This is a genomic window from Micromonospora sp. DT228 (assembly GCF_049841595.1).
Taxonomy (GTDB): Bacteria; Actinomycetota; Actinomycetes; order Mycobacteriales; family Micromonosporaceae; genus Micromonospora.
In genome coordinates this window covers 530,107-552,637 of sequence record NZ_JBNCKO010000001.1, presented here as the reverse complement: position 1 = coordinate 552,637, position 22,531 = coordinate 530,107, and the positions used below count along the sequence as shown (strand labels likewise).

The following is a 22,531-nucleotide window of genomic DNA, read 5'->3' as shown; positions in this document are numbered from 1 at the left end:
TCGACGGATCGGGTTGCCCGAGAGGGCCGCTCGGATGACACCGGAGCAGGTCGCTGCCGCCAGCAAGCCGGTCGTGCTCGACCTCGGCGACGCGTTCACCCGGGACCCGGCCACGCTGCGCCGTGCCCGGCTGCTCGGCATCTCCGGCTGGGCGTTCTACATCAGTGGCCGGGCCGGCGCGCTCGGCGACGTCAGGGCCGAGACGGCCGCCGCGGCGCTCGGGTTCATCGCCCCGGACGCGGTCGCCGACGGGTGGGACGCCGCTGCCCGGATCGTCTCGCCGGTCGAGGTGGCGGCAGCGAGCCTCGCCGAGTGTTGCCGGTGGGGCGCGCAGCGGCTCGACGCCCTGCCCGCCACCGAACGCCTGGCGGTGCTCGTCGAGCGGGCGGTGGTGGCGGCGGACGCCAGCGCCATGCCGCTCTTCGCCGCGTGGCGGGCCATGCCGCTGCCGGATCTCTCCGCCGGGGCCCGCGCTGCCGCCGGGCTGCGACTGCTCCGGGAACACTTCACAGGCGCCTACCTGCTGGCGGTACGCGCCGCCGGGATGACCCCGCTGGAGGCCGTGCTGTCCGGGCCGGAGGGGGAGGCCGGGGCGGTGGCCTGCGGCTGGCCGCCGCCCTACCCGCCGATCGGGCCGTTGGTGCGCCGGCGACTCTGGGCGGAGGCGGTGACCAACCGTCTCGTCGCGCCGGCGTTCACGGCCCTCGGCCCGGCTGCCGGCATCGAGCTTGTCGAGTTGCTGCACCGCACCCGGGCCGACCTCGCCGCCGGTGTGTGATTGCCGACCCCGGTCGCACCCAACCCGCGTTCCGGTGCGCGGCGGTAGCAGACTGGGGAGGTGCGATACGCGCTGTTACGCCGACGCGGTGCCGGTGGGGCGGGAGCGCAACTCGGTGACGTAGTCGTCCGGGGCGCCCGCCTTCTCGGCGGCGTTCGCGATCTCGGAGAGATACCACGAGGTCGGCAGGCCGCCCTCGTACCCGTTGAAGACGTAGATCCACGCGGTCACGTCGCCGTCGAGGGTGGAGACCCGGACGTGCAGCTTGCGGTACGTGCCGGCGGTCACTCCCTCGATCTCGTCGAGCTGGCCGGCGTCGTACGGGTGGATGTCGTAGAGCGCGACGAAGACCCGGTCACCGGGCGACTCGACGAGGGTGCTCACCGCGCCCTCCCAGCCGATCACGTCCGCCCCGGCGAAGGTCAGCCGCCAGCCTTCCAGCCAGCCGGTGCCCACCATCGGCGAATGCGGACAGTAGGCGCGCATCCGGGCAGGGTCGAGATTTGAGCCGTAGGCGGCGTGATGACGCACGGCGATGACGATAGCCCGGCGGACGGGTGGGGGAGAATACGACAGTGCGTGTCGAATGCGCTCAGGAGAACAAAGTCACTGTGAAATTGGACGAAGGGCGAACGCTGTGAGCCGGATCGTGATCATCGGTGGGGGGCCGGCCGGGTACGAGGCGGCCCTGGTCGCCGCTCAACTGGACGCCGATGTCACAGTCGTGGAGGCCGACGGTGCCGGCGGGGCCTGCGTGCTCTCCGACTGCGTGCCGTCGAAGACCTTCATCGCCAGCTCGCAAGTGGTGACCGGTTATCGGGACACCGAGGAGTTCGGGGTGCACTCGGACGGCCTGGAGGCGGTCACCGTCGACGCGCGGGCCGTGCACGAGCGGGTCAAGCGTCTGGCGTTGGCGCAGTCCGCCGACATCCACGCCAAGCTGCTCAAGGCCGGCGTCACATTCGTGGCCGGCACCGCCCGGCTCGGCGAGGACGCCCTCGGGCACACCCACCGGGTCGTCGTGACGCCCGCCGACGGCACGGAGGAATACTCCATCGCGGCGACCACCGTGCTGGTGGCCACCGGCTCGACACCCCGCCAGTTGCCCACCGCCGTACCGGACGGTGAGCGCATCCTGACCTGGCGTCAGGTGTACGACCTGCCGGAGCTGCCCGAGCACCTGATCGTGGTCGGCTCGGGTGTCACCGGAGCGGAGTTCGCGAGCGCGTACCTGGCCATGGGGGTCCAGGTCACCCTGGTGTCCAGCCGGGACCGGGTGATGCCGCACGAGGATGCCGACGCCGCGTCGGCGATCGAGCGGGTGTTCCGCAACCGGGGCATGGAGATCCTCAACAACTCCCGGGCCGACGCGGTCCGGCGTACCGCCGACGGCGTCGAGGTGGAGCTGTCCGACGGCCGCCGGGTCACCGGCTCGCACGCGCTGATCACCGTCGGGTCGATCCCGAACACGGCGAACCTGGGCCTGACCGAGTACGGGGTCGAGTTGGGCCGGGGCGGCTACGTGACCGTCGACCGGGCCTCCCGGACCAACGTGCCCGGCATCTACGCCGCCGGTGACTGCACCGGTGTGCTGCTGCTGGCAAGTGTCGCCGCGATGCAGGGCCGGATCGCCATGTGGCACGCGCTCGGCGAGGCGGTGCGTCCGCTGCGGCTGCGGACCGTCGCGGCGAACGTCTTCACCGACCCGGAGCTGGCCACCGTGGGCGTCTCGCAGGACGAGGTGGACGCGGGCAAGACCCCGGCCCGGCAGGTGATGCTGCCGTTGTCCGGCAACGCCCGGGCGAAGATGGACGATCTCTCCGACGGTTTCGTGAAGTTGTTCTGCCGGCCGGCCAGCGGCCAGGTGATCGGCGGTGTGGTGGTCGCGCCGAAGGCCAGCGAGCTGATCCTGCCCATCACCATGGCCGTGGAGAACAACCTGACGGTCAACGAGCTGGCCCAGACCATCACCATCTACCCAAGCCTCTCCGGCTCCATCACGGAAGCGGCCCGCCAGCTAATGCTCCACGAGCTGGAGTAACCCCCCTCCCCCTCGGGTAGATCATGGAGTTGTGGTGGTCGGTTCACACCGTCACGTCCCTCTTGTGGCGCACCACCACTCCATGATCGACGGCTCGGGTCTGGGTGACCGCCACCGTGGCGAGGACCGCTACCTCGGTGAGGATGAGCAGGCGTTCGGCCAGGCCGATGAGCGCCCGGTCGCCGGGGTAGGCGGACCAGATCATGGCCGCCGCCAGGGCCAGGCTGAGCAGGACGAGGGTGCGCAGCGTCCGGGCCGCCGTGGCCAGATCCGGCCGGCGGGCGAGCAGCCAGCCGCCGACCGGCAGCGCCAGGAACGCGACGACCGAGGCGTACCGGTGCAGGTAGGCCGCCGTGGTCATGGCGGTGCCCGGCTCGTTCGTCGGCACGACCGCGGCCAGCAGCAGCCCGCCCGCCCACGCGCTGAGCAGCACCTCCGCGGTCCCGGCGCGCGGTCGGGGTGGGCCGGTGCGGCGCAGCCCCCACAGCAGCGCCACCGTGGCGAGCGCCAGCACCACCATGGCGACGTCGATGACACCGCCCCGGTCGGAGACCGCGAAGTCGCTGATGGTCAGCGCCCACGGGTTGAGGTCGTTGTTGACTTCGAGGTGACCGATCACGGTGAGCAGGGCCGCCAGGGCGATCCCGCCGAGGGCCAGCAGGCCGGTGTTCCGGGTAACGGGCATGCCTCAGCCTGTCGCCGAGGGCACCCGAACCGGATCCGGGAAGCCCACCGACATCGCCCCGAGAGGCCACCCCTAGAGGTACGCCAGTTGCAGGCAATCTTGCGGGGCCGACGGGCCGACACTCAGTCGATGGGGACGTCCACCGCGGCGGCGGCGCGGGCGTGGCGGGCGCTGACCAGAGTCATCGCCCATCCCGCCGCGGCGAAGCCGGCCGCGGCGGCGGTGGCGATGATGGCCAGTCGCCACGCCGACTCGGTGAGCGCGGTGCCGCCGAGGTGCCCCACCAGCGCGCCGTAGGTGGCCCAGCCCAGCGCGGCGACGGCCTCGTAGAGCACGAACAGCCGGTACGGGTAGCGGCTGCGGCCGGCCGAGAAGCAGGCCGCCATCCGACCACCGGGCACGAACCGGCAGAGCAGGATGACGAGCGGTCCGGGTTGGCGGAGCCCCTGGGTCACCCGACTGGCCATCCGGCGGGCCCGGCTCAGCTCGGCGTGCCGGGGTGGCCGTCGGTCCGGTGCGACCCGTCCGAGCAGGTAGCAGGCCAGGTCCCCAGCGAAGACACCGAGTGCGCCGACGGCGATGGTGACCGGCAGGTTGAGCCCGCCGTAGACGGTCAGCGCCCCACTGGTGATCATGATGATCTGGGTGGGGATCACCGGAACGAAGGCGTCCGCGATCAGCAGGGCGAGCAGCACCAGGTACGCCCACGTCGGCGATGCGACGTCAGTCAGTAGTTCGGGCACGCCTGCCACCTCGCCGAATGCGGCCGATTGGGTGTCTTGAGCCTGACGGCGTGTCCGGCGTCACCGAGGACAGGCCCGGCCCGTCGTGACGGTCGACACGACGGGGGCCACCCGGGTACAACGAGGTCGACCGATCTCGGGTGACGGGTTCGCCGCTTGTCCCACCCGTCCGGTACCGGTCGGCGGATCGGCCTACGTCGGCGTACCGTTGACGGGCGCGGCCCATGCCCGTCGGGTCCCCCGTTCCTGACGATTCGGGCCGCCAGGGCCGCCGGCGGGTCCCGCGCCGGCGGCCCACCTCTCTGCTCGCCGCCGTAAATCCGGGTGCGTCCCCGGTTGCCCCGCGAGTACGGTCGCCGTATGCGCAGCGCGGTAGTGGTGACCACGACGCCGGGAATCCCCGGCGTGCCGCTCTGACGTAACCACAGTCGACCAGGCCCCGGGGCGATCCGCCCCCGAGGGCCACGCGCCGAACGGAGCCCAGGTCGCCTCCGGGTCGTACCCGATCCAGGAGCCCGACATGATCGACCACCGTAGGCTCGGCCGTGAGCTGGACCTCTTCGTCTCCGATCCGCTGGCCGGCGCCGGCCTGCCGATCTGGCTGCCGGCCGGCGCCGCGGCCCGGCACGCCGTCGAGGAGTACGTCCGGGAGTTGGAGCGCGGCTCCGGTCACCAGCACGTCTACTCGCCCCCGCTGGGCAAGCGCGAACTCTTCGAACTCTCCGGGCACCTCGGCTACTTCGCCGACGACATGTTTCCGCCGATGCGGCTGAGCGCCGACGACGAGTTCGTGCTCCGCCCCGCCCTCTGCCCGCACCACGCCCTGGTCTTCCGGGCCCGGGGCCGCTCCTACCGGGAGTTGCCGCTGCGGATCGCGGAGCTGGGCGGAATGTACCGCTCGGAGCGCTCCGGGGTGCTCGGCGGGCTGGCCCGGGTACGGGCCATCTCGCTCAACGACGCGCACACCTTCTGCGCCCCCGAGCAGGTGGGCGGGGAGGTCGTCGAGATCCTCCGGCTGATCCGCGCCGCGCACGCCGCGCTCGGCGTCCGCCCGGCCGGCTTCCGGCTCTCGTTGCGCGGGCCGGGGGAGAAGTATGTCGGCGACGACGCGCAGTGGGCCCACGCGGAGGAGCTGCTCCGGGGGGCGCTGGCCGGGGTGGAGTACGTCGAGGCGCCGGGCGAGGCCGCCTTCTACGGCCCGAAGATCGACATTCAGATCGTCGACGCGGCTGGTCGGGAGTCGACCATCTCCACCATCCAGCTCGACTTCGACAAGCCGGAACGGTTCAACCTGTCGTACACCGACTCGGACGGCAGCCGGCGTCGACCGGTGATGGTGCACCGCAGCCTGGTCGGCAGCATGGAGCGGCTCTTCGCGTACCTGATCGAGGTGCACGAGGGCGCCTTCCCGGCCTGGTACGCGCCTGTCCAACTGGTGCTGCTGCCGGTCGACGACGGGCAGGCCGACGCGGCGGCCGACCTGGCCCGTCGGGCCGTCGACGCCGGCCTGCGGGTCGAGGTGGACGGCCACGGCTCGTTGGGTGCCCGGATCCGGGACGCGGCCCGCCGCCGCGTCCCGTACCTCGGGGTGTTGGGTGCCCGGGAGGCGGCCGACGGCCGCCTCGCGCTGCGCCTGCGTGGCGGCCGGGCCCTGGACCCGATGCCCGCCGACGAGGCGTTGGCCCTGATCGGCGGGCAGGTCGCCGCCCGTGCCACCGAGCTGCTCCCGGCGGGCTGACCCACCCGCCGAGCTGGGGTGGGTCGCCGCCGGTCGCGTGGCGCGCACGGCGGCGACCCGCCTCAGGCCTGTTCCATGAGAACTGGCCGCCCTCATGAAACAGGCCTTAGACCGAGGCCGGCTGGGCGGCGGGGTCGGCCGGTTCCTCGTCGGTCACCCCGCCGGTGAACTGGGAGCGGTAGAGCCGGTGGTACGCGCCGTGGGCGGCGAGCAGTTGCTCGTGGGTGCCCTGCTCGACGATCCGGCCGTCCTCCATCATCAGGATCAGGTCGGCGTCGCGGATGGTGGAGAGCCGGTGCGCGATGACGAAGCTGGTCCGGTCCGAACGCAGCGCGGCCATCGCCCGTTGCAGCAGCACCTCGGTACGGGTGTCCACCGAGCTGGTGGCCTCGTCCAGGATCAGCAGCGACGGCTCGGCGAGGAACGCGCGGGCGATGGTGATGAGCTGCTTCTCGCCGGCGCTGACGTTGCTGCCCTCCTCGTCGATGACCGTGTCGTAGCCGTCCGGCAGGCTGCGCACGAACCGGTCCACGAACGTGGCCCGAGCCGCGGCGAGGATCTCCTCCTCGGTGGCGTCCGGCCGCCCGTAGGCGATGTTGTCGCGGATGGTGCCGCCGAAGAGCCAGGTGTCCTGCAGCACCATGCCGATCCGGCCGCGCAGGTCGTCGCGGCGCAACGTCGTGATGTCCACCCCGTCGAGCGTGATCCGGCCGGCGTCCAGCTCGTAGAAACGCATGACCAGGTTGACGAGCGTGGTCTTGCCGGCGCCGGTCGGGCCGACGATCGCCACCGTGTGCCCCGGCTCGGCGACCAGCGACAGGTCGTCGATCAGCGGCTTGTCCCGCTCGTAGCGGAACGAGACGTGCTCGAACTCGACCCGCCCGTGCGGGTCGGTGACCCGGGCCGGCTCGACCGGGTCGGGGGTCTGCTCGTCGGCGTCGAGCACCGCGAAGACCCGCTCGGCCGAGGCCACCCCGGACTGGAGCAGGTTGGCCATCGAGGCCAGTTGGGTGAGCGGCTGGGTGAACTGCCGGGAGTACTGGATGAACGCCTGCACGTCGCCAAGGCTCATCGTGCCGGAGGCGACCCGCAGCCCACCGATCACGGCGATCGCCACGTAGCTCAGGTTTCCGATGAACATCATCGACGGCATGATGATCCCGGAGACGAACTGCGCCCCGAAGCTCGCCCGGAACAGCTCCTCGTTCTTCGCGTGGAACGCGGCCTCCACCTCACGCTGCCGGCCGAAGACCTTCACCAGCTCATGACCGGTGTACGCCTCCTCGATCTGGCCGTTCAACTCACCGGTGTGGGTCCACTGGGCGATGAACTGCTTCTGCGAGCGCTTGGCGATGCGCTGGGTGACGAGCACCGACAGCGGCACCGCGACCAGGGCCACCAGGGCCAGCAGTGGTGAGATCCAGAACATCGCGGCCAGCACGCCGATGACGGTCAGCAGTGAGGTGAGCAGCTGGCTCAGCGTCTGCTGGAGGCTTGTCGAGATGTTGTCGATGTCGTTGGTGACCCGACTGAGCAGCTCGCCACGGGGCTGCCTGTCGAAGTACGGCAGCGGCAGCCGGTTGAGTTTTTCCTCCACCTCGGCACGCAGCCGCAGCACGGTGCGCTGAACCACCCCGTTGAGCAGCCAGCCCTGCCACCAGGCCAGCACGCTCGCGGCCAGGTAGAGCCCGAGCGCCAGCAGCAGCACCCACCCCAGGGCGGTGAAGTCGATGCCCACGCCGGGCACCACGTCCATCCGGGTCAGCATGTCGGCGAAACTGTCGTTGCCGCTGGCCCGCTCCGCGGCGACGGCCTGCTCGACGGTGGTGCCGGCGGTCAGGCCCCGGCCGATCACCCCCGTGAAGATCAGGTCGGTGGCGTGGCCGAGGATCTTCGGGCCGGCCACGCTGAACCCGACGCTCACCACGGCCAACGTGATGATCGCGGCCAGGTGCAGTCGGTGCGAACGCAGCCGGCCGAGCAACCGGCGGGCGGACGGCCCGAAGTTCATCGACTTCTCGGCGGGCATCCCGGCACTCATCCACGGCGGACCACCGCCCGGACGGCCGGGCGGCAGCCGCTTCGGCGTCACCGCGCCTCCTCCGGCGGGCGCCGCGTCCCCTCCGGGCGTCCGCTCGTCGCCGGCCGGCTTCTGACTGGGTACGGCCGCGGTCCGCGGCTCGTCGCGCTCGCTCACGCCGCCACCTCCGTCGTCTGCTGGGACGCCACGATCTCGGCGTACGTCGGGCAGGTCTCCAACAGTTCCGCGTGTCGTCCCACTCCGACGACCCCTCCGTTCTCCAGAACGATGATCTGGTCGGCGTCGATGATCGTGGAGACCCGTTGGGCCACGATCACCACCGCCGACTGCGCGGTGACCGGCCGCAGGGCGGCTCGCAGCCGCGCGTCGGTGCCCAGGTCGAGCGCCGAGAACGAGTCGTCGAAGAGGTAGATCTCCGGTTGCCGGACCAGCGCCCGCGCGATGGCCAGGCGTTGCCGCTGCCCACCGGAGACGGTGGTGCCGCCCTGGGCGATCGGTGCCTCCAGGCCGCCGGGCATCTGGGCCACGAAGTCCCGGGCCTGGGCGATCTCCAGTGCCGCCCACAGCTCCTCGTCGGTGGCGTCCGGGTTGCCGTAGCGCAGGTTGCTGGCGACCGTCCCGGTGAACAGGTACGGCCGCTGCGGCACCAGGCCGATCCGCCGCCACAGCTCGTCCGGCGCCAGCTCACGCACGTCCACCCCGTCGACGAGCACCGCGCCGGCGGTGACGTCGACCAGGCGGGGAATCAGCGACAGCAGTGTCGTCTTGCCGGCGCCGGTGCTGCCGATGATCGCCGTGGTGCTGCCCGGGGTGGCCCGGAAGGAGATGTCGCGCAGCACCGGCTCGACCGCGCCGGGGTACTGGAAGCGCACCCCGCGCAGCTCCAACTCGGCCCGGGTGGCCAGCTCGCTGACCGGCTTGGCGGCGGGGACCACCGAGGATTCGGTGTCCAGCACCTCGACGATCCGCTCGGCGCAGACCGCGGCCCGGGGCACCATCATCAGCATGAAGGTGGCCATCATCACGGCCATCAGGATCTGCATCAGGTACTGCAGGAACGCGGTGAGCGCGCCGATCTCGATCGCGCCCGAGTCGACCCGCTGCGCGCCGAACCAGAGGACCGCCACGCTGGACACGTTCAACACCAGCATGACCACCGGGAAGATCAGCGCCAGCAACCGGCCGGTCCGCAGCGCGGTGGCGGTCAGGTCGGCGTTGGCGACGCCGAACCGGTCCGTCTCGTACGGCTCGCGAACGAACGCGCGGACGACCCGGATGCCGGTGATCTGCTCGCGCAGCACCCGGTTGACCGTGTCGATGCGGGTCTGCATCAGCCGGAAGCCCGGCACCATCCGACGGATGATCGCGCCGAGCGTGATGGCCAGGACCGGCACGCTGACCAGCATCAGCCAGGAGAGTCCGACGTCCTCGCGCAGCGCCATCACCACGCCGCCAACGCTCATGATCGGGGCGGCGACCAGCATGGTGCAGCTCATCAGGACGAGCATCTGCACCTGTTGCACGTCGTTGGTGTTGCGGGTGATCAGCGAGGGTGCCCCGAACCGGGCCACCTCGCGGGCGGAGAAGCGGTTGACGTGCCCGAACAGCGTGGCCCGGACGTCCCGGCCGAAGCCCATCGCGATTCGTGCGCCCAGGTAGACCGCGGCGATCGAACAGACGATCTGGATCAGGCTGACCAGCAGCATCCACCCGCCGGTGTGCACGATGTAGTCGGTGTCGCCCCGCGCCACGCCCTTGTCGATGATGTCGGCGTTGAGGCTGGGCAGGTAGAGCGAGGCCATGGTGCCCACGAACTGGAGCAGCACCACCGCCAGCAACTGTCGTTTGTAGGTGCGCAGTTGGCCGCGCAACAGTCGGATCAGCACGCCGGGTCCTTCGGCTCGGTAGGGCGGCCGGTCATCCGCGGGTCGTCCCCGCTGCCGATGACCTCTAGCAGGAACTCCCGGATCACCTGTGCCTTCGCCGGGTCGGCGTCGACCGAGGTGAGTGGGTGTCCAGATTGGATAACGGCGGTGAGCGCCGCGATTCGGTCCCGGCCGGCGGGGGTGATCGCGAGTCGGACGCTGCGCCGGTCGCTGTCGTCGCGCTGCCGCTCGACGAGGCCTTCGCGGGCCAGCGTGTCCACGATGCCGGTGAGGGTCGCCGGGCGGACGAAGCCCTTCTCGGCGACCTCCCGGTGGGGCAACTCGCCGTGCCGGGCGAGCGTCATCAGGGTCACCATGCCGGCGTGGGTGAGGCCGTGATCCTCGGCGAGGTAGCGGTTCCACCGCTGTCCGACGAGGTGCGCGGCCACCACCAAGAGCCGGCCGAGCGGCACATCCTTGAGAGTGACGAGATCCACGGTCAGCACCTTAGCTCCCTGATAGTCAGGGGCCAAACGAAATAATCGCAGCCGTGACCACGAACACGATCTGCAGGACCGTGCGCTGGGCGAGCGGTGTCACCGGACGTCCGGTGAGGGTCAGCTTCCGGCGGGCGGCCGACACGTTGGCGGGGAACATGGCGAGCATGAGCAGGGCGAGCCCGGCTGCGGCCGGCCAGGCTGTCGCCGGGATCAGCAGCCCGACGGCGCCGACGAGTTCGAGGACGCCGGTGAGGGTCACCAGCAGATCCCTGCTCGCCGCCGCGCTCGACGCGATCGAGGAGGACGGGCAGGCCACGCTGAGCCTGCGTGACCTGGCCCGTCGGGCCGGTGTCTCGCACGCCGCACCCGCGCACCACTTCGGCGACAAGGCCGGCCTGCGCACCGCGCTCGCCACCCAGGGCTTCGACCTGCTGGCCCAGGAGTTGGCGGCGGCGGGTGACGACCTGCTGGCCGCCGGGGTCGCGTACGTCGACTTCGCCGTCCGACACCGCGCACACTTCGAGGTGATGTTCCGGCCCGAGCTGTACCGGGCCGACGACCCTGAGCTGATCGCCGCACGGGAGCGTGCCAGTGCCGCACTGCGGTCCCAGGTGGCAACACTGCCCTCCGGCGGCACGCCCGCCGACACCGACCGGGACGCGCTCGCCGCCTGGTCGATCGCGCACGGCTTCGCGACCCTCTGGCTGGCCGGGGCTCTCCCGGGCCGAGTGGGCGACAACCCCCGGGACGCGGCCCGCGGAGTCCTGAGCCGCCTAGCGCGCGAACCGTTTCAGCCGGACCAGCCGATTGCCGGAAATGATCATCCACCGAGAGGGCATCGCGCATGATTCCCTCGCTCGCCCCGAGAAACGACAGCCGCTCTGCTCTCGGCACCGGCTCCGGCAGCCACCGGACGGGCGGGCGCGTCGAGGCGCCCGCCCGTCCGGCCAAGATCAGAGTGTTTGACCGACTCGGTCGACGATGGCGAGAGCCAGCACGGCCGACGATCCCGCCGACCCACCCACGCCGAGGAAGGCGTAGGTCTCGGGATGGAAGACCAGCACGATCTGTCCCGGGCCGCCCGTCGACGACCAGGTGATCCCGATACCCGATCGGCCCGCGCCGTCCTTGGCGTGCTCCACAGCCCGCAGGCCCGGCGTCGCCGCCGCTGCCTCGTAGAGCGCCGCACGTGATCGAGGGCGTAGGTAGCCCTCGCTGAGGTAGTAGAGGAGGTCCTTGCCGGCAGCATTGGCGTCACCCGGTTCACCGCTGCGATTCTTCGTCAGGAAGGCCCGCATGGCGGCGGCGTCGGTGGGCATGTCGGCACGGTAGGCGGGCGTTGGAACGCACCGCTCGGTCTCGCCCGGCACCACCTGGTCGCCCCTGGTCACCGCGGACCTTCCGTTCCGGCAGCCGGGCAGGATGATCTCCGTGCGGCCATCGGTGGCGGTCTCGATGAGCAGACCGTCCCGGACTCCGTCCACCGACTGCCAACTTTCCCGGATTTCCGGACCCTCCTGGCTGCGTGAGTAGACAAACTGATGTGGCCGGGGATTGACGTCGGGCAGCTCCAGCGCGGCGGCCGCCGCGTTCCGGAGAACCTGGGCCGCATCGGCCCGGGCGGCCGGCGTGCTGCCACCGAGCCGGTCCGGGGCAAGGATCAGAACGGCGGCCAGCGACGCAGCCACGCTGGCCGCCGCCACCCCGCTGAGCACGAGCCGCCAACCGGGCTGCCGCGAGCGAGGAGGCGCCGGAAGTGCGCTCGTCGTCACGGGTACGGAGGCCAGGGTGGTCATCGCGGTCGTCAGCCGGGTACGGGCCGGCTCCAACCGCTCGATCGTCGGCAGCCCGGTCTCGCCACCGAGTTGCTGGAGCAGCCGCATCTCATCCATTGCTCAGTGCCTCCTTGATAGTGCCGGCCGGTTCGCCGCCCAACCGCTCACGGAGCAGCCGGCGGGCTCGGTTGAGTCGTGATCGCACGGTGCCGACCGGAATCGTCAGAGCGGCGGCAACCTCGTCGTAGGTCAGGTCCTCCCACGCGACAAGCAGCAACACGTCGCGGTCTCCGTCGGAGAGCACGGCCAACGCGTCCACAAGGAGTCGACGTAGCGATTGCGCGGTCACCACATTGGCGACCCGGTCGGCGTGCTCCGTCTCGCTCGTCGGGGGGACGTACGCCTGCCGTAGCCGGTACTCCCGTTCCTCATTGCGCCAGTGTTGGCTGACGATGTTGGCTGCGATCCCATACAGCCACGGCCGGGCGTTCGAGTGGGTGACGTCGAATCGATCCCGACGACGAAATCCCGCGAGAAACGTCTCAGCAACCAGGTCGTCCGCCGCCGGCACGCCGAGACGACGGGCCAGGTAACGATGGATGTGCGGCGCGTGTCGGTCGAAGATGACCGAGAAGATCTCCGGTTCCTGCACGGACCGGGCGATAATCGCTCCGTCCGCCATCGCACCGACATCGACATCTTTTGCTCGCCGCAGGTGCTTCATATAAAGCCTTTCGCGGAGCGGATGGGTCACCTGTTATCCGCGTCCGGCGGCCAAACGGTTCATGGGCGGCGCGAGCAGCGCCGGCACGGCGCAGGCCGATCCCGCTCGCCGCGCAGCTCTCGGCACGCCCGCCCGGGCGTCGTTCATAAAGTGGTGGTGGTTTCGCCCATTGCCGCCCGTCGAAAAAAGCGGCGCAACTCCATCGTGACGCAGGCGGGGCCGGGGTTACCAGCTCGTGGGCAGGGGCATTCCTTCGGTGAAGCCGGCGGCGCTCTGCACGCCGACGATCGCCCGCTCGTGGAACTGCGTCAGGTTTCGTGCGCCGGCGTAGGTGAAGGCGCTGCGAACGCCAGCGATGATCTCGTCGATCAGGTCCTCGACGCCGGGTCGGACCGGGTCCAGGTACATCCGCGCCGAGGAGATGCCCTCCTCGAACACCGCCTTGCGGGCCCGGTCGTACGGGCTGTCGTCCGCGGTACGGGCACTGACGGCCCGAGCCGAGGCCATCCCGAAGCTCTCCTTGTAGCGCCGGCCGTCCGGCTCCGTGTACAGGTCGCCGGGGGACTCGTAGGTGCCGGCGAACCACGAGCCGATCATCACGTTCGACGCCCCGGCGGCGAGCGCGAGTGCCACGTCCCGGGGGTGCCGCACCCCGCCGTCGGCCCAGACGTGCCGGCCCAGTTGCCGGGCCGCGGCCGCGCAGTCGAGTACGGCGGAGAACTGCGGCCGACCCACGCCGGTCATCATCCGGGTGGTGCACATCGCGCCCGGCCCGACGCCGACCTTGATGATGTCCGCACCCGCCTCGACGAGGTCGCGTACTCCCTCAGCGGTGACCACGTTGCCGGCCGCGACGGGGACCCCAGGGTCCAGCTTGCGGACCGCCTGGAGCGCGGAGATCATCCGCGACTGGTGGCCGTGTGCGGTGTCCACGACAAGCGTGTCCACCCCCGCCTCCAGCAGCGCTGCGGCCTTTCCGGTCACGTCGCCGTTGATCCCGACGGCCGCCGCGATGCGCAGCCGGCCCCGGTCGTCCACGGCCGGCGTGTAGAGGGTGGCGCGCAGCGCGCCCTGGCGGGTCAGCACCCCGACCAGCCGACCGTCGGCGTCCACCACCGGAGCGAGCCGGCGACGGCCCGCGGAGAGCAGGTCGAAGCCGGTACGCGGGTCGGCGTCCGCCGGGACGGTGTGCAGCTCGGTGGACATCACGTGACGGAGCTGGGCGAACCGATCCACTCCCGTGGTGTCCGCCTCGGTTACCACGCCCATCGGCCGGCCGGCGTCGTCGACCACGATCACCGCGGCGTGCGAGCGCTTGGGCAGCAGGTGGATGGCGTCACCCACGGTCTCCGTCGGGCCCAGGGTGATGGGTGTGTCGTAGACCAGGTGCCGCTGCTTGACCCAGGCGACGACATTCGCCACCACCTCGATCGGGATGTCCTGCGGGATCACCGTGATCGCACCTCGGCGGGCCACCGTCTCGGCCATCCGCCGGCCGGCGACCGCTGTCATGTTTGACACCACAAGCGGGATCGTGGTGCCGGTGCCGTCACCTGTAGACAGGTCGACGTCGAGCCGGGAGCCCAGGTCGGAGCGGGCCGGCGCCATGAAGACGTCGGTATAGGTCAGGTCGTGCGCGGGGGCCGCGCCGTGAAGGAACCGCACCCGGCCATCATTCCCGGCCACGGCCGTCCGCGCCCGCCTCGGTGCCGCAAACCACCCCCGCCGCACTCCTGCCGGCAGGACGAAGTAGCAGGACCGGGGTCAAAGCCCGTCAGGCGATGGTGCAGATGGGAGCGCCGGCGGTGAGCACCGCGCCGACCTCGGCGGTGAGCCCGCTCACCGTGCCCGACTTGTGGGCGTGCAGCGGCTGCTCCATCTTCATCGCCTCCAGCACCACCACCAGGTCCCCCTCGGCCACGGTGTCGCCGTCGGCTACCGCGATCTTGACGATGGTGCCCTGCATGGGTGAGGTGAGCGCGTCGCCGCTGACCGGCGCGCCCCCCTTGGCTGCGCCGCCGCGTCGTCCCGGCTTACGGGTGGCGGGTGCCACGGTGGTCGTACTCCCGCCGAAGCCGGCGGGGAGGCTGACCTCCAGGCGCTTGCCGCCCACCTCGACCACGACGGTGTCGCGCTCGGCCGGCGCCTCGGCGGTGCCGGCGGCGGCGGCGAACGGCGGCACGGTGTTGTGGAACTCCGTCTCGATCCACCTGGTGTGCACGGTGAACGGTTCGGCGGTGAACGCCTCGTCCCGCACGACCAGCCGGTGGAACGGCAGCGCGGTGGCCATCCCGTCGACGACCATCTCGTCAAGCGCGCGGCGGGCGCGCTCCAGCGCCTCGGTGCGCGTCTCACCGGTGATGATCACCTTGGCGAGCAGCGAGTCGAAGTTGCCGCCGATCACGTCGCCGGCCGAGATGCCGGTGTCCACCCGGACGCCCGGGCCGGTGGGCAGCCGCAACGTGGTGACCGTGCCCGGGGCGGGCAGGAAGTTGCGGCCCGGGTCCTCGCCGTTGATCCGGAACTCGATGGCGTGCCCGCGCGGCGTCGGGTCCTCGGTGCTGCGCAGCTTCTCGCCGTCGGCGATCCGGAACTGCTCGCGGACCAGGTCGATGCCGGCGGTCTCCTCGGTGACCGGGTGCTCGACCTGGAGCCGGGTGTTGACCTCCAGGAAGGAGATGGTGCCGTCCCTGCCGACCAGGTATTCGACAGTGCCTGCGCCGTGGTAACCGGCCTCCCGGCAGATCGCCTTGGCGCTGTCGTGGATCTGGGCACGCTGGGCGTCGGTGAGGAACGGCGCGGGCGCCTCCTCCACGAGCTTCTGGTGGCGACGTTGCAGGGAGCAGTCCCGGGTGCCCACCACGATCACGTTGCCGTGCTGGTCGGCGAGGACCTGCGCCTCGACGTGGCGGGGCTGGTCCAGGTAGCGCTCGACGAAGCACTCGCCCCGGCCGAACGCCGCGACCGCCTCGCGGGTGGCCGACTCGAAGAGCTGGGGGATCTCCTCCATCGTGCGGGCGACCTTGAGGCCGCGCCCGCCGCCGCCGAAGGCGGCCTTGATGGCGACCGGCAGGCCGTGGTCGACGGCGAACGCCATCACCTCGTCCGGGTTGGCCACCGGGTCCGGCGTGCCGGGGACCAGCGGCGCGCCGGCGCGTTGGGCGATGTGCCGGGCGGTCACCTTGTCGCCCAGGTCGCGGATCGCCTGCGGGGTGGGGCCGATCCAGGTCAGCCCGGCGTCGATGACCGCCTGGGCGAAGTCGGCGTTCTCGCTGAGAAAGCCATAACCCGGGTGTACGGCGTCGGCACCGGCCCGCGCGGCGACGTCGAGCAGCTTGTCGATGCGCAGGTACGTCTCGGTCGCGCTGTCCCCGCCGAGCGCGTACGCCTCGTCCGCGAGGGTGGTGTGCAGGGCCTCGCGGTCGGAGTCCGCGTAGACGGCGACGCTGCCCAGGCCGGCGTCGCGGCACGCACGGATCACCCGGACGGCGATCTCGCCGCGGTTGGCGATGAGTACCTTGCGCACCTTCGTGGCTCCTCCCCGGCAGGTTACTGACGGGGAGTGTATCGGCCGCCCCGGTCACCCTAACGATCGCTCAGTGTGGAATGCGGCACGCACCATAGTCAAACTTGGCTATTACGCTTGTGCGGTGTCTGCGACTCGAATGATGATCCTCGGTCTGGTGCGGTGGATGCAGCCCGTGCACGGCTATGACGTACGCCGCGAGCTGTTGAGCTGGAGCGCCGACAAGTGGGCGAACGTGCAGCCCGGCTCGATCTACCACGCGTTGCGCAAGCTCACCGAGGAAGGGCTGCTCCGTGCCGTCGCCACCGAGCAGGTCGGAGCCCGCCCGGCCCGGACCACCTACGAGGTGACCGCCACGGGTGAGGACGAGTTCGAGACGATGCTGCGCAACCTCTGGTGGAACCTCAGCGAGCCGTCCGACCCCTTCGCGGTGGCCTTCTCCTTCCTGCCGGCCATGCCGCGCGCCGAGGCCGCGGCGGCCCTGCGCAATCGGGCCAATCTGCTGCGCGCCGGTGTCGAGTCGATGCGCGCCTCGTTGGAATCGGACTGGGTGCGTAACCGCAAGCCCGTGCACGTGGGTTGGATGTTCGAGCTGTGGGCGGCGCGCGCGGAGGCGGAGATGGGGTGGTGCGAGCGGATCGCGGAGCGGATCGACTCCGGAGTGTCGTACCTGCCTGTTGAGCTGGAGGGCGCCGAGGGTTGGTCGGGGTTCAGGGAGCGTCGGGAGTCGCCACCGCCGAAGCAAGCGGAATAATCAACGTTGACTACAAGAGTTATATCGCGTTAGCCTGCTGGCGGCACTGCGGGGGAGTGCGCCGTTCGGCGTCCTCCCCACTCGACGGCCGGCGCGGCCGGCCCGAACGACCAGGAGCGAAAATGATCGAGACCAGGGGGCTGCGGAAGTCGTTCCGCTCCCGCGCGGGTCGAGAGACGAAGACGGTGGACGCCGTGCGGGGCGTCGACCTCACGGTCGCCGAGGGCGAGATCTTCGGCTTCCTCGGCCCGAACGGCGCCGGCAAGACCACCACGCTGCGGATGCTCGCCACGCTCATCGAGCCGGACGGTGGCGACGCCACCATCGCGGGCGCCGACCTGCGCAAGGACCCGGCCGAGGTGCGCCGGCGGATCGGCTACGTCCCGCAGGGCGGCAGCACCTGGGACGAGTCCACCGCCCGCGAGGAATTGGTGCTGCACGCCCGCATGTACGGCATCGGCAAGGCCGACGCGCAGCGGCGCGCCGTCCGCGCCCTGGAGGCCTTCCAACTCACCGAGTACGCCGACCGCGCGTGCAAGACCTACTCCGGCGGCCAGCGTCGGCGGGTCGAGATCGCGCTCGGCATCATCCACGAGCCGAAGATCGTCTTCCTGGACGAGCCGACCACAGGCCTCGACCCGCAGAGCCGCGCGCACATGTGGGACGAGATCCGGCGGCTACGCGGCGACGGCATGACCGTCTTCATCACCACGCACTACCTGGACGAGGCCGACGCGCTCTGCGACCGGATCGCGATCATGGACAACGGCGAGGTCGTGGCCGAGGGCACCCCGGCCGAGCTGAAGCGCGAGATCTCCGGCGACGTGGTGCTCGTCGGTCTCGACCTGGCCGCCACCCCGCAGGCCGCGCAGGTGCTCGACGGCGAGTCGTACGTCAACAAGCTGGAGACCATCGACGAGGGCGGGCTGCGCCTCTACGTCGACGAGGGTGCCGTCGCCATCCCGCAGGTGCTGCGCAGGCTCGACCACGCCGGGCTGGAGTTGCGCTCGATCGAGCTGCACCGACCCAGCCTGGACGACGTCTTCCTCACCAAGACCGGTCGCTCGCTGCGCGAGTCCTGACAACCCGGAGATCACTCATGAAATTCGCCCGTGACACCTGGCTGATCTTCCAACGCCAGACCCAACTCCTGCTGCGCAACCCGGTCTGGGTCTTCGTCGGCGTGTTCCAGCCGGTCATGTACCTGCTGCTCTTCGCCCCGCTGCTCAAGCCGGCACTGAACGCGCCCACCCAGGCCGCCGCCTACAAGATCTTCGTACCCGGCCTGTTGGTGCTGCTGGCGATCTTCGGTGGGCTGTTCCAGGGCTTCGGCCTCATCGCCGAGCTGCGCGCCGGTGTCATCGAACGCTCCCGGGTCACCCCGATCAGCCGGCTCGCCCTGCTGCTCGGCCGCTCGCTGCGGGACGTCGTGTCGCTCGTCGTGCAGGCAATCATCATCACCCTGCTGGCGCTCCTTTTCGACCTGCGGGTGTTCATCGGGGACCTGCTGCTGGCGTACCTGATGCTCGCCCTGATCGCCCTCATGACCTCGGCCGTCTCCTACGGCGTCGCTCTCAAGGTCAAGAGCGAGGACGCGCTGGCTCCCCTGATGAACACGGTGGCGCAGCCGGTGCTGTTGCTGTCCGGCATCCTGCTGCCGCTCACCTTCGCGCCCGGCTGGTTGCAGGGCATCGCCAACTGGAACCCGTTCTCCTGGGCGGTCGACGGCACCCGGGCGCTGTTCGCCGGCGACCTGGCCAGCGACAAGGTCTGGCAGGGCCTCGGCATCACCGCGGTGCTCGCCGCGCTGGGCGTCTACTGGGCCGCTCGCCAGTTCGCCCGCAGCGTCCGCTGACGCCTTGGCTTGGGTCGGCCGGGTCGGCGCGGCGGCCCCGGCTTGATCGACTCGGTTTCCTGGAAGTCGGGGTGTCCTGCGGCCTGGGATGCCGCGACTTCCAGGAACCCGAGGGGATCATGCGGCCGGGCGTTGCGGCTCAGCGCACCCGGGCGAGGGTGAGGCCGTCCGCGATCGGCAGCATCACCTGGTCCACCCGTACGTCGGCCAACACCTCATCGTTGAACGCGGCGATCGCCCGGTCGCCCTCGTCCTGCGGCGCGATGATCCGTCCGCCCCGCAGGACGTTGTCGACCGCGATCACCCCACCCGGCCGCATCCGGGGCACCAACTCGGCCCAGTAGACCGGGTAGCCCGTCTTGTCGGCGTCGATGAACGCGAAGTCCAGGTAGCGCTCGTGCGGCAACTCCCGCAACGTCTCCCCGGCCGGGCCGATGCGCAGCTCGATCCGGTCCTGCACGCCGGCCCGAGCCCAGTAGCGCCGGGCGATGCCGGTGAACTCCTCCGAGATGTCGAAGCAGGTCAGCCGCCCGTCCTCGGGCAACCCGCGGGCGATCGCCAGCGACGAGAGCCCGGTGAACGTGCCAACCTCAACAGCCTGCCGTACGTCGAGCAGCCGGGTGAGGAACGTCAGAAAGGCGGCCTGCTCCGGTGCCACCTGCATGGTGGCGTGTTCCGGCAGCACCGACAGGGTCTCCTCGGCCAGGTCACGAATGATTTCGTCCGGCGGGGAGCCGTGGGCGACCAGGTAGGTGTGCAGCTCGTCAGTCAGCGGGATCGACTTGGTGGTCATGACCGGACGTTACCGAGTGGCTCGACCGACTGGCCTCCCGGCGCGACCTTCGTCCACAGGTCGGTGATCTGTAGGTCGAGTTCCGCGAGGAGGCGACGCAGCAGCGGCATCGACAGCCCGACCACCGTCCCCGGGTCACCCTCGATCCGTTCCACGAACGGCCCGCCCAACCCGTCGATCGTGAACGCGCCGGCCACCGCCAGCGGCTCACCACTCGCCACGTAGGCGGCGATCTCGTCATCGCTGATGTCCGCGAAGTGGACAGTGGTCGAGGCGACGGCCTCCGCGCGCCGCCCGGCGGAAACGTCGATCAGGCAGTGCCCGCTGTGCAGGACGCCGCTGCGCCCCCGCATCCGCAGCCAGCGCCCGGTGGCGTCCGCCGCGTCCGTGGGCTTGCCGAGGATCTCCCCGTCGAAGGCGAGCACGGAGTCACAGCCGATCACCAACGTCCGCTGGCCGGCGTCAGGACTCAGCCGGGTCAACACCGCCTGCGCCTTGAGGCGAGCCAACTCCAGGCACAACTCCTCAGCCCGCTCGGTCACCACCAACGACTCGTCCACCCCACTGACCAGCACATCCGGCTCAATTCCGGCAGCCTGGAGGGACTTACGACGGGCAGGGCTCGCCGAGGCGAGCACGAGGCGGAGCGGCAGGGTCTCAGACACCCACCCGACGTTACCGGTCAACCATCCCCGCAACGACCTCCCGCCACGCACCCGTCCCGACGTCGTCCCCGGGCGCGCTCGACCTGCGTCAACCGAACGCCCAGCCTGATCAACTCGCCGATGCTGAAACCGCGGTATCCCACCGCCCCAGACACCGCAACATCAAGGAACCCGAGTCGATCGCCACATCGCGGATCGATCAGCGACTAATCCTGGGCGGCGGATCATCCCCACGCCGACGCCGCCGCGCCACCACCGCCCATCCAACCCCCACAGCCAAGATCACCCCAAGGGTGGCCAGGCCGCGCGCCGTCGCGCCACCGTCACCCGGCTGAGCATCGGTCGTCGTCGGGCCAGCACCAGCCGGCGCGCTCACAGATTCAAACCCCAGCGGCGGTACGTCCGCCGTCAGCGCCGCCACCAGATCGATCACGCCATAGCCGTACTCGTCGTCACGCCCAGGCGGACCCTTGTCGATCGCCGTTGCCGTCAGCCGGTGCGCCACCTCCCGCGCCGGCAGGTACGGGTACTTGGACCGAATCAAGGCCGCCGCGCCCGCCACAATCGCCGTGGCGCTCGATGTGCCAGTGCCCTTCGAGTACTTTCCGTCGTAACTAGTGCTGTAAATGTCAACAGCGGGAGCAGTCACGTCGATCTTTGGTCCGGTCACCGAGATGGCGGCGTGCAGTCCATCTCGGCCGACGCCGCCAACGGCGATTACGCCCTCTTCGCTTGCCGGGTATCCAAGCGACCCGAAGGGCAAATTACCTGCCGCTGCCACAATGGTAATGTCCGCTGCGAGTGCAGCTTGGACTGCGCGAATTAAGCGTTCAGTCGACGGGCCGTCGCTTGAAATGCTGATCACTTGGACCCTTTTAGATGTGGCGTACTCCAAAGCTGCAGCGAGATCATCTGCTTCGCCGTAATTATCTGCCGCAGCCGCCTTTATTGGAAGAATCTTGGATTTCGGTGCAACGCCAAGAGCGCCACTGTTTCCGCCTCTGCCATGTGCGGCGATTAGCCCTGCCATGCTCGTGCCGTGACTGTTTGAGTCAATCTGGCCATTCCCCGAGCCTCCCGCCACAGTGTCGATGCCCTGAAGTAGGTTGTCTCTAAGGTCAGGATGCGGATCTACACCGGTATCAGGCACCGCAACGACGACTCCGTCGCCTTGGCTAATGGTCTGCGCTTTAGTGAGGTCGAGGTAGCGGAGGTGCCACTGGTCCCCCCGAATGCGTTCGGTCTCATTGGGCTGGTGGGTGTGGTGTGTTAACTGTGAGCTCGTGTCCTCTGACGGAGCTGTGGCGGTCATGGGCGAAATTAGCGCGATAAGTGCAAATTTGGCAATTAATGTCATTGCCGCGGGAAGCCGATAGCCGGACCAGGATCAATGTGTCCCTCGTCATCGGGTGGCCGCACCACTGGCGCGACCCCATTCTCAGTCTCCCATGGATTGTCGGGATCCCAATACGGTGAGGTGTTCTCCGGTTGCCTGCGACCATTTGGTTGAGCAGGGCTCGGCTGTGCACCGGTGGGATTTGCCAATCCGGGAGCGCCGCCCCAAGGCGGGAAACTCTGTGCTGATGAGAAGTTGCGACCCGCACCAGGTCGAGACCCTGCTCCTCCGCTAGGGGAAGTGCCGGCTCCACCGCCCCCGATCACGCCGCCGATTGGGTTGACGCGGCGGGGCGAACTCGGTCCTGCTCCTGGCTGGCCCAGGTTAATTCCTGGTGGGCCCCCGATAAGGCCTCCGTGTGGCATGGGGTGGGGGGAGGCGGGTGGTATCGGTCGTTGGGGAGGTTTGTTCTGCCCACCTGGTGGAGTGCCGATTGGCCCTGCCTGAGTGTGTGGCGAAAGTCCGCTAAGGGGCCGAAGGGGGAAGTTGGACGGCGGCCCCGCAGGAGCGCTAAGGGGTGCTGTGGGGGGATTCGTATATCCAGGCGGAGTCAGATTGACCGTCGTCGGGATTGAGCCTGAACTTATTCCGCCCAGGATCGGACCAACTCCCGAAGAAGTCTGAAGAGGCACTTGGCCTACAGGTGCTGACT

Annotated in this window: 20 protein-coding genes and 1 pseudogene; 7 read left to right on the top strand and 14 right to left on the bottom strand. The window is 70.2% G+C overall.

Going from position 1 to position 22,531, the window contains the following annotated elements:
• Positions 1–34 precede the first annotated feature (34 nt).
• Positions 35–778: an SCO6745 family protein gene (locus ACLQ29_RS02410; RefSeq protein WP_425770015.1), complete on the top strand. Its 744-nt coding sequence runs from the start codon at positions 35–37 to the stop codon at positions 776–778.
• 75 nt (positions 779–853) lie between these two features.
• On the opposite strand, the gene ACLQ29_RS02405 is transcribed toward ACLQ29_RS02410, so the two are convergent.
• Entirely contained in the window at positions 854–1,309 is a 456-nt protein-coding gene (locus tag ACLQ29_RS02405) for a gamma-glutamylcyclotransferase (RefSeq protein WP_130407236.1), read from the bottom strand.
• A 106-nt stretch (positions 1,310–1,415) separates the two neighbouring features.
• Between ACLQ29_RS02405 and ACLQ29_RS02400 the strand changes: the two genes are divergently transcribed.
• Positions 1,416–2,819 (top strand): NAD(P)H-quinone dehydrogenase, encoded by a 1,404-nt coding sequence (locus ACLQ29_RS02400; protein WP_393366335.1) that lies wholly within the window; start codon positions 1,416–1,418, stop codon positions 2,817–2,819.
• Between the two features lie 43 nt (positions 2,820–2,862).
• Here the strand turns inward: ACLQ29_RS02400 and ACLQ29_RS02395 are convergent, their stop codons facing one another.
• Together ACLQ29_RS02395 and ACLQ29_RS02390 are read right to left on the bottom strand one after the other, a co-directional pair.
• Positions 2,863–3,504, bottom strand: a complete 642-nt coding sequence (locus tag ACLQ29_RS02395) for a DUF998 domain-containing protein (RefSeq protein WP_425770014.1) — start codon at positions 3,502–3,504, stop codon at positions 2,863–2,865.
• Positions 3,505–3,626: 122 nt separating this feature from the next.
• Positions 3,627–4,247 carry a DedA family protein gene (locus ACLQ29_RS02390; RefSeq protein WP_425770013.1) on the bottom strand — a complete coding sequence of 207 codons (621 nt, stop codon included), beginning with the start codon at positions 4,245–4,247 and terminating at the stop codon, positions 3,627–3,629.
• Positions 4,248–4,767: 520 nt separating this feature from the next.
• On the opposite strand from ACLQ29_RS02390, the gene thrS reads away from it, so the two are divergent.
• Positions 4,768–5,985: a threonine--tRNA ligase gene (gene thrS / locus ACLQ29_RS02385; protein WP_425770012.1), complete on the top strand. Its 1,218-nt coding sequence runs from the start codon at positions 4,768–4,770 to the stop codon at positions 5,983–5,985.
• Positions 5,986–6,091: 106 nt separating this feature from the next.
• Here thrS and ACLQ29_RS02380 read toward each other — a convergent pair whose 3' ends face one another.
• The 4 genes and pseudogenes from ACLQ29_RS02380 to ACLQ29_RS02365 all read right to left on the bottom strand — a co-directional run.
• The gene (locus ACLQ29_RS02380) at positions 6,092–8,014 is read right to left on the bottom strand and encodes an ABC transporter ATP-binding protein (protein WP_425770158.1); all 1,923 of its coding nucleotides are present in this window, start codon (positions 8,012–8,014) and stop codon (positions 6,092–6,094) included.
• Between the two features lie 164 nt (positions 8,015–8,178).
• Positions 8,179–9,912, bottom strand: coding sequence for an ABC transporter ATP-binding protein (locus ACLQ29_RS02375; RefSeq protein ID WP_425770011.1), 1,734 nt, complete (start codon positions 9,910–9,912; stop codon positions 8,179–8,181).
• Entirely contained in the window at positions 9,906–10,397 is a 492-nt protein-coding gene (locus ACLQ29_RS02370) for a MarR family winged helix-turn-helix transcriptional regulator (protein ID WP_425770010.1), read from the bottom strand. Before ACLQ29_RS02370 ends, ACLQ29_RS02375 begins: the two co-directional genes overlap by 7 nt.
• Positions 10,398–10,413: 16 nt before the next feature.
• A pseudogene (locus ACLQ29_RS02365) lies at positions 10,414–10,653 on the bottom strand (DoxX family protein); the annotation flags it as partial.
• Between ACLQ29_RS02365 and ACLQ29_RS02360 the strand changes: the two are divergent.
• Positions 10,640–11,239 carry a TetR/AcrR family transcriptional regulator gene (locus ACLQ29_RS02360; RefSeq protein ID WP_425770009.1) on the top strand — a complete coding sequence of 200 codons (600 nt, stop codon included), beginning with the start codon at positions 10,640–10,642 and terminating at the stop codon, positions 11,237–11,239. The pseudogene ACLQ29_RS02365 and the gene ACLQ29_RS02360 overlap by 14 nt on opposite strands.
• Before the next feature lie 105 nt (positions 11,240–11,344).
• Here the strand turns inward: ACLQ29_RS02360 and ACLQ29_RS02355 are convergent, their stop codons facing one another.
• The 4 genes from ACLQ29_RS02355 to ACLQ29_RS02340 form a co-directional block, all read right to left on the bottom strand.
• Complete coding sequence (locus ACLQ29_RS02355; RefSeq protein WP_425770008.1) at positions 11,345–12,283, bottom strand: CU044_5270 family protein; 939 nt, start codon at positions 12,281–12,283, stop codon at positions 11,345–11,347.
• Positions 12,276–12,890: an RNA polymerase sigma factor gene (locus ACLQ29_RS02350; protein WP_425770157.1), complete on the bottom strand. Its 615-nt coding sequence runs from the start codon at positions 12,888–12,890 to the stop codon at positions 12,276–12,278. Before ACLQ29_RS02350 ends, ACLQ29_RS02355 begins: the two co-directional genes overlap by 8 nt.
• A gap of 225 nt (positions 12,891–13,115) precedes the next feature.
• Entirely contained in the window at positions 13,116–14,555 is a 1,440-nt protein-coding gene (locus ACLQ29_RS02345) for a GuaB1 family IMP dehydrogenase-related protein (RefSeq protein WP_425758255.1), read from the bottom strand.
• Between the two features lie 109 nt (positions 14,556–14,664).
• The gene (locus ACLQ29_RS02340) at positions 14,665–16,416 is read right to left on the bottom strand and encodes an acetyl/propionyl/methylcrotonyl-CoA carboxylase subunit alpha (protein ID WP_425770007.1); all 1,752 of its coding nucleotides are present in this window, start codon (positions 16,414–16,416) and stop codon (positions 14,665–14,667) included.
• Between the two features lie 139 nt (positions 16,417–16,555).
• Between ACLQ29_RS02340 and ACLQ29_RS02335 the strand changes: the two genes are divergently transcribed.
• The 3 genes from ACLQ29_RS02335 (at position 16,556) to ACLQ29_RS02325 (ending at position 19,025) form a co-directional block, all read left to right on the top strand.
• The gene (locus ACLQ29_RS02335; RefSeq protein ID WP_425770156.1) at positions 16,556–17,170 is read left to right on the top strand and encodes a PadR family transcriptional regulator; all 615 of its coding nucleotides are present in this window, start codon (positions 16,556–16,558) and stop codon (positions 17,168–17,170) included.
• 122 nt (positions 17,171–17,292) lie between these two features.
• Positions 17,293–18,252, top strand: coding sequence for an ATP-binding cassette domain-containing protein (locus ACLQ29_RS02330; RefSeq protein ID WP_425770006.1), 960 nt, complete (start codon positions 17,293–17,295; stop codon positions 18,250–18,252).
• Positions 18,253–18,269: 17 nt separating this feature from the next.
• On the top strand, positions 18,270–19,025 hold the full coding sequence (locus ACLQ29_RS02325) for an ABC transporter permease (protein WP_425758252.1): 756 nt from the start codon (positions 18,270–18,272) through the stop codon (positions 19,023–19,025).
• Between the two features lie 139 nt (positions 19,026–19,164).
• Here the strand turns inward: ACLQ29_RS02325 and ACLQ29_RS02320 are convergent, their stop codons facing one another.
• The 3 genes from ACLQ29_RS02320 to ACLQ29_RS02310 all read right to left on the bottom strand — a co-directional run bounded on the left by ACLQ29_RS02320 (position 19,165) and on the right by ACLQ29_RS02310 (position 21,840).
• Positions 19,165–19,818, bottom strand: a complete 654-nt coding sequence (locus ACLQ29_RS02320; protein WP_425770005.1) for an O-methyltransferase — start codon at positions 19,816–19,818, stop codon at positions 19,165–19,167.
• A complete protein-coding gene (locus ACLQ29_RS02315) occupies positions 19,815–20,483 on the bottom strand; it encodes a Maf family protein (RefSeq protein ID WP_393366365.1) in 669 nt (222 codons plus the stop codon). Before ACLQ29_RS02315 ends, ACLQ29_RS02320 begins: the two co-directional genes overlap by 4 nt.
• A 199-nt stretch (positions 20,484–20,682) precedes the next feature.
• Positions 20,683–21,840 (bottom strand): S8 family serine peptidase, encoded by a 1,158-nt coding sequence (locus ACLQ29_RS02310; protein WP_425770004.1) that lies wholly within the window; start codon positions 21,838–21,840, stop codon positions 20,683–20,685.
• Positions 21,841–22,531 lie beyond the last annotated feature (691 nt).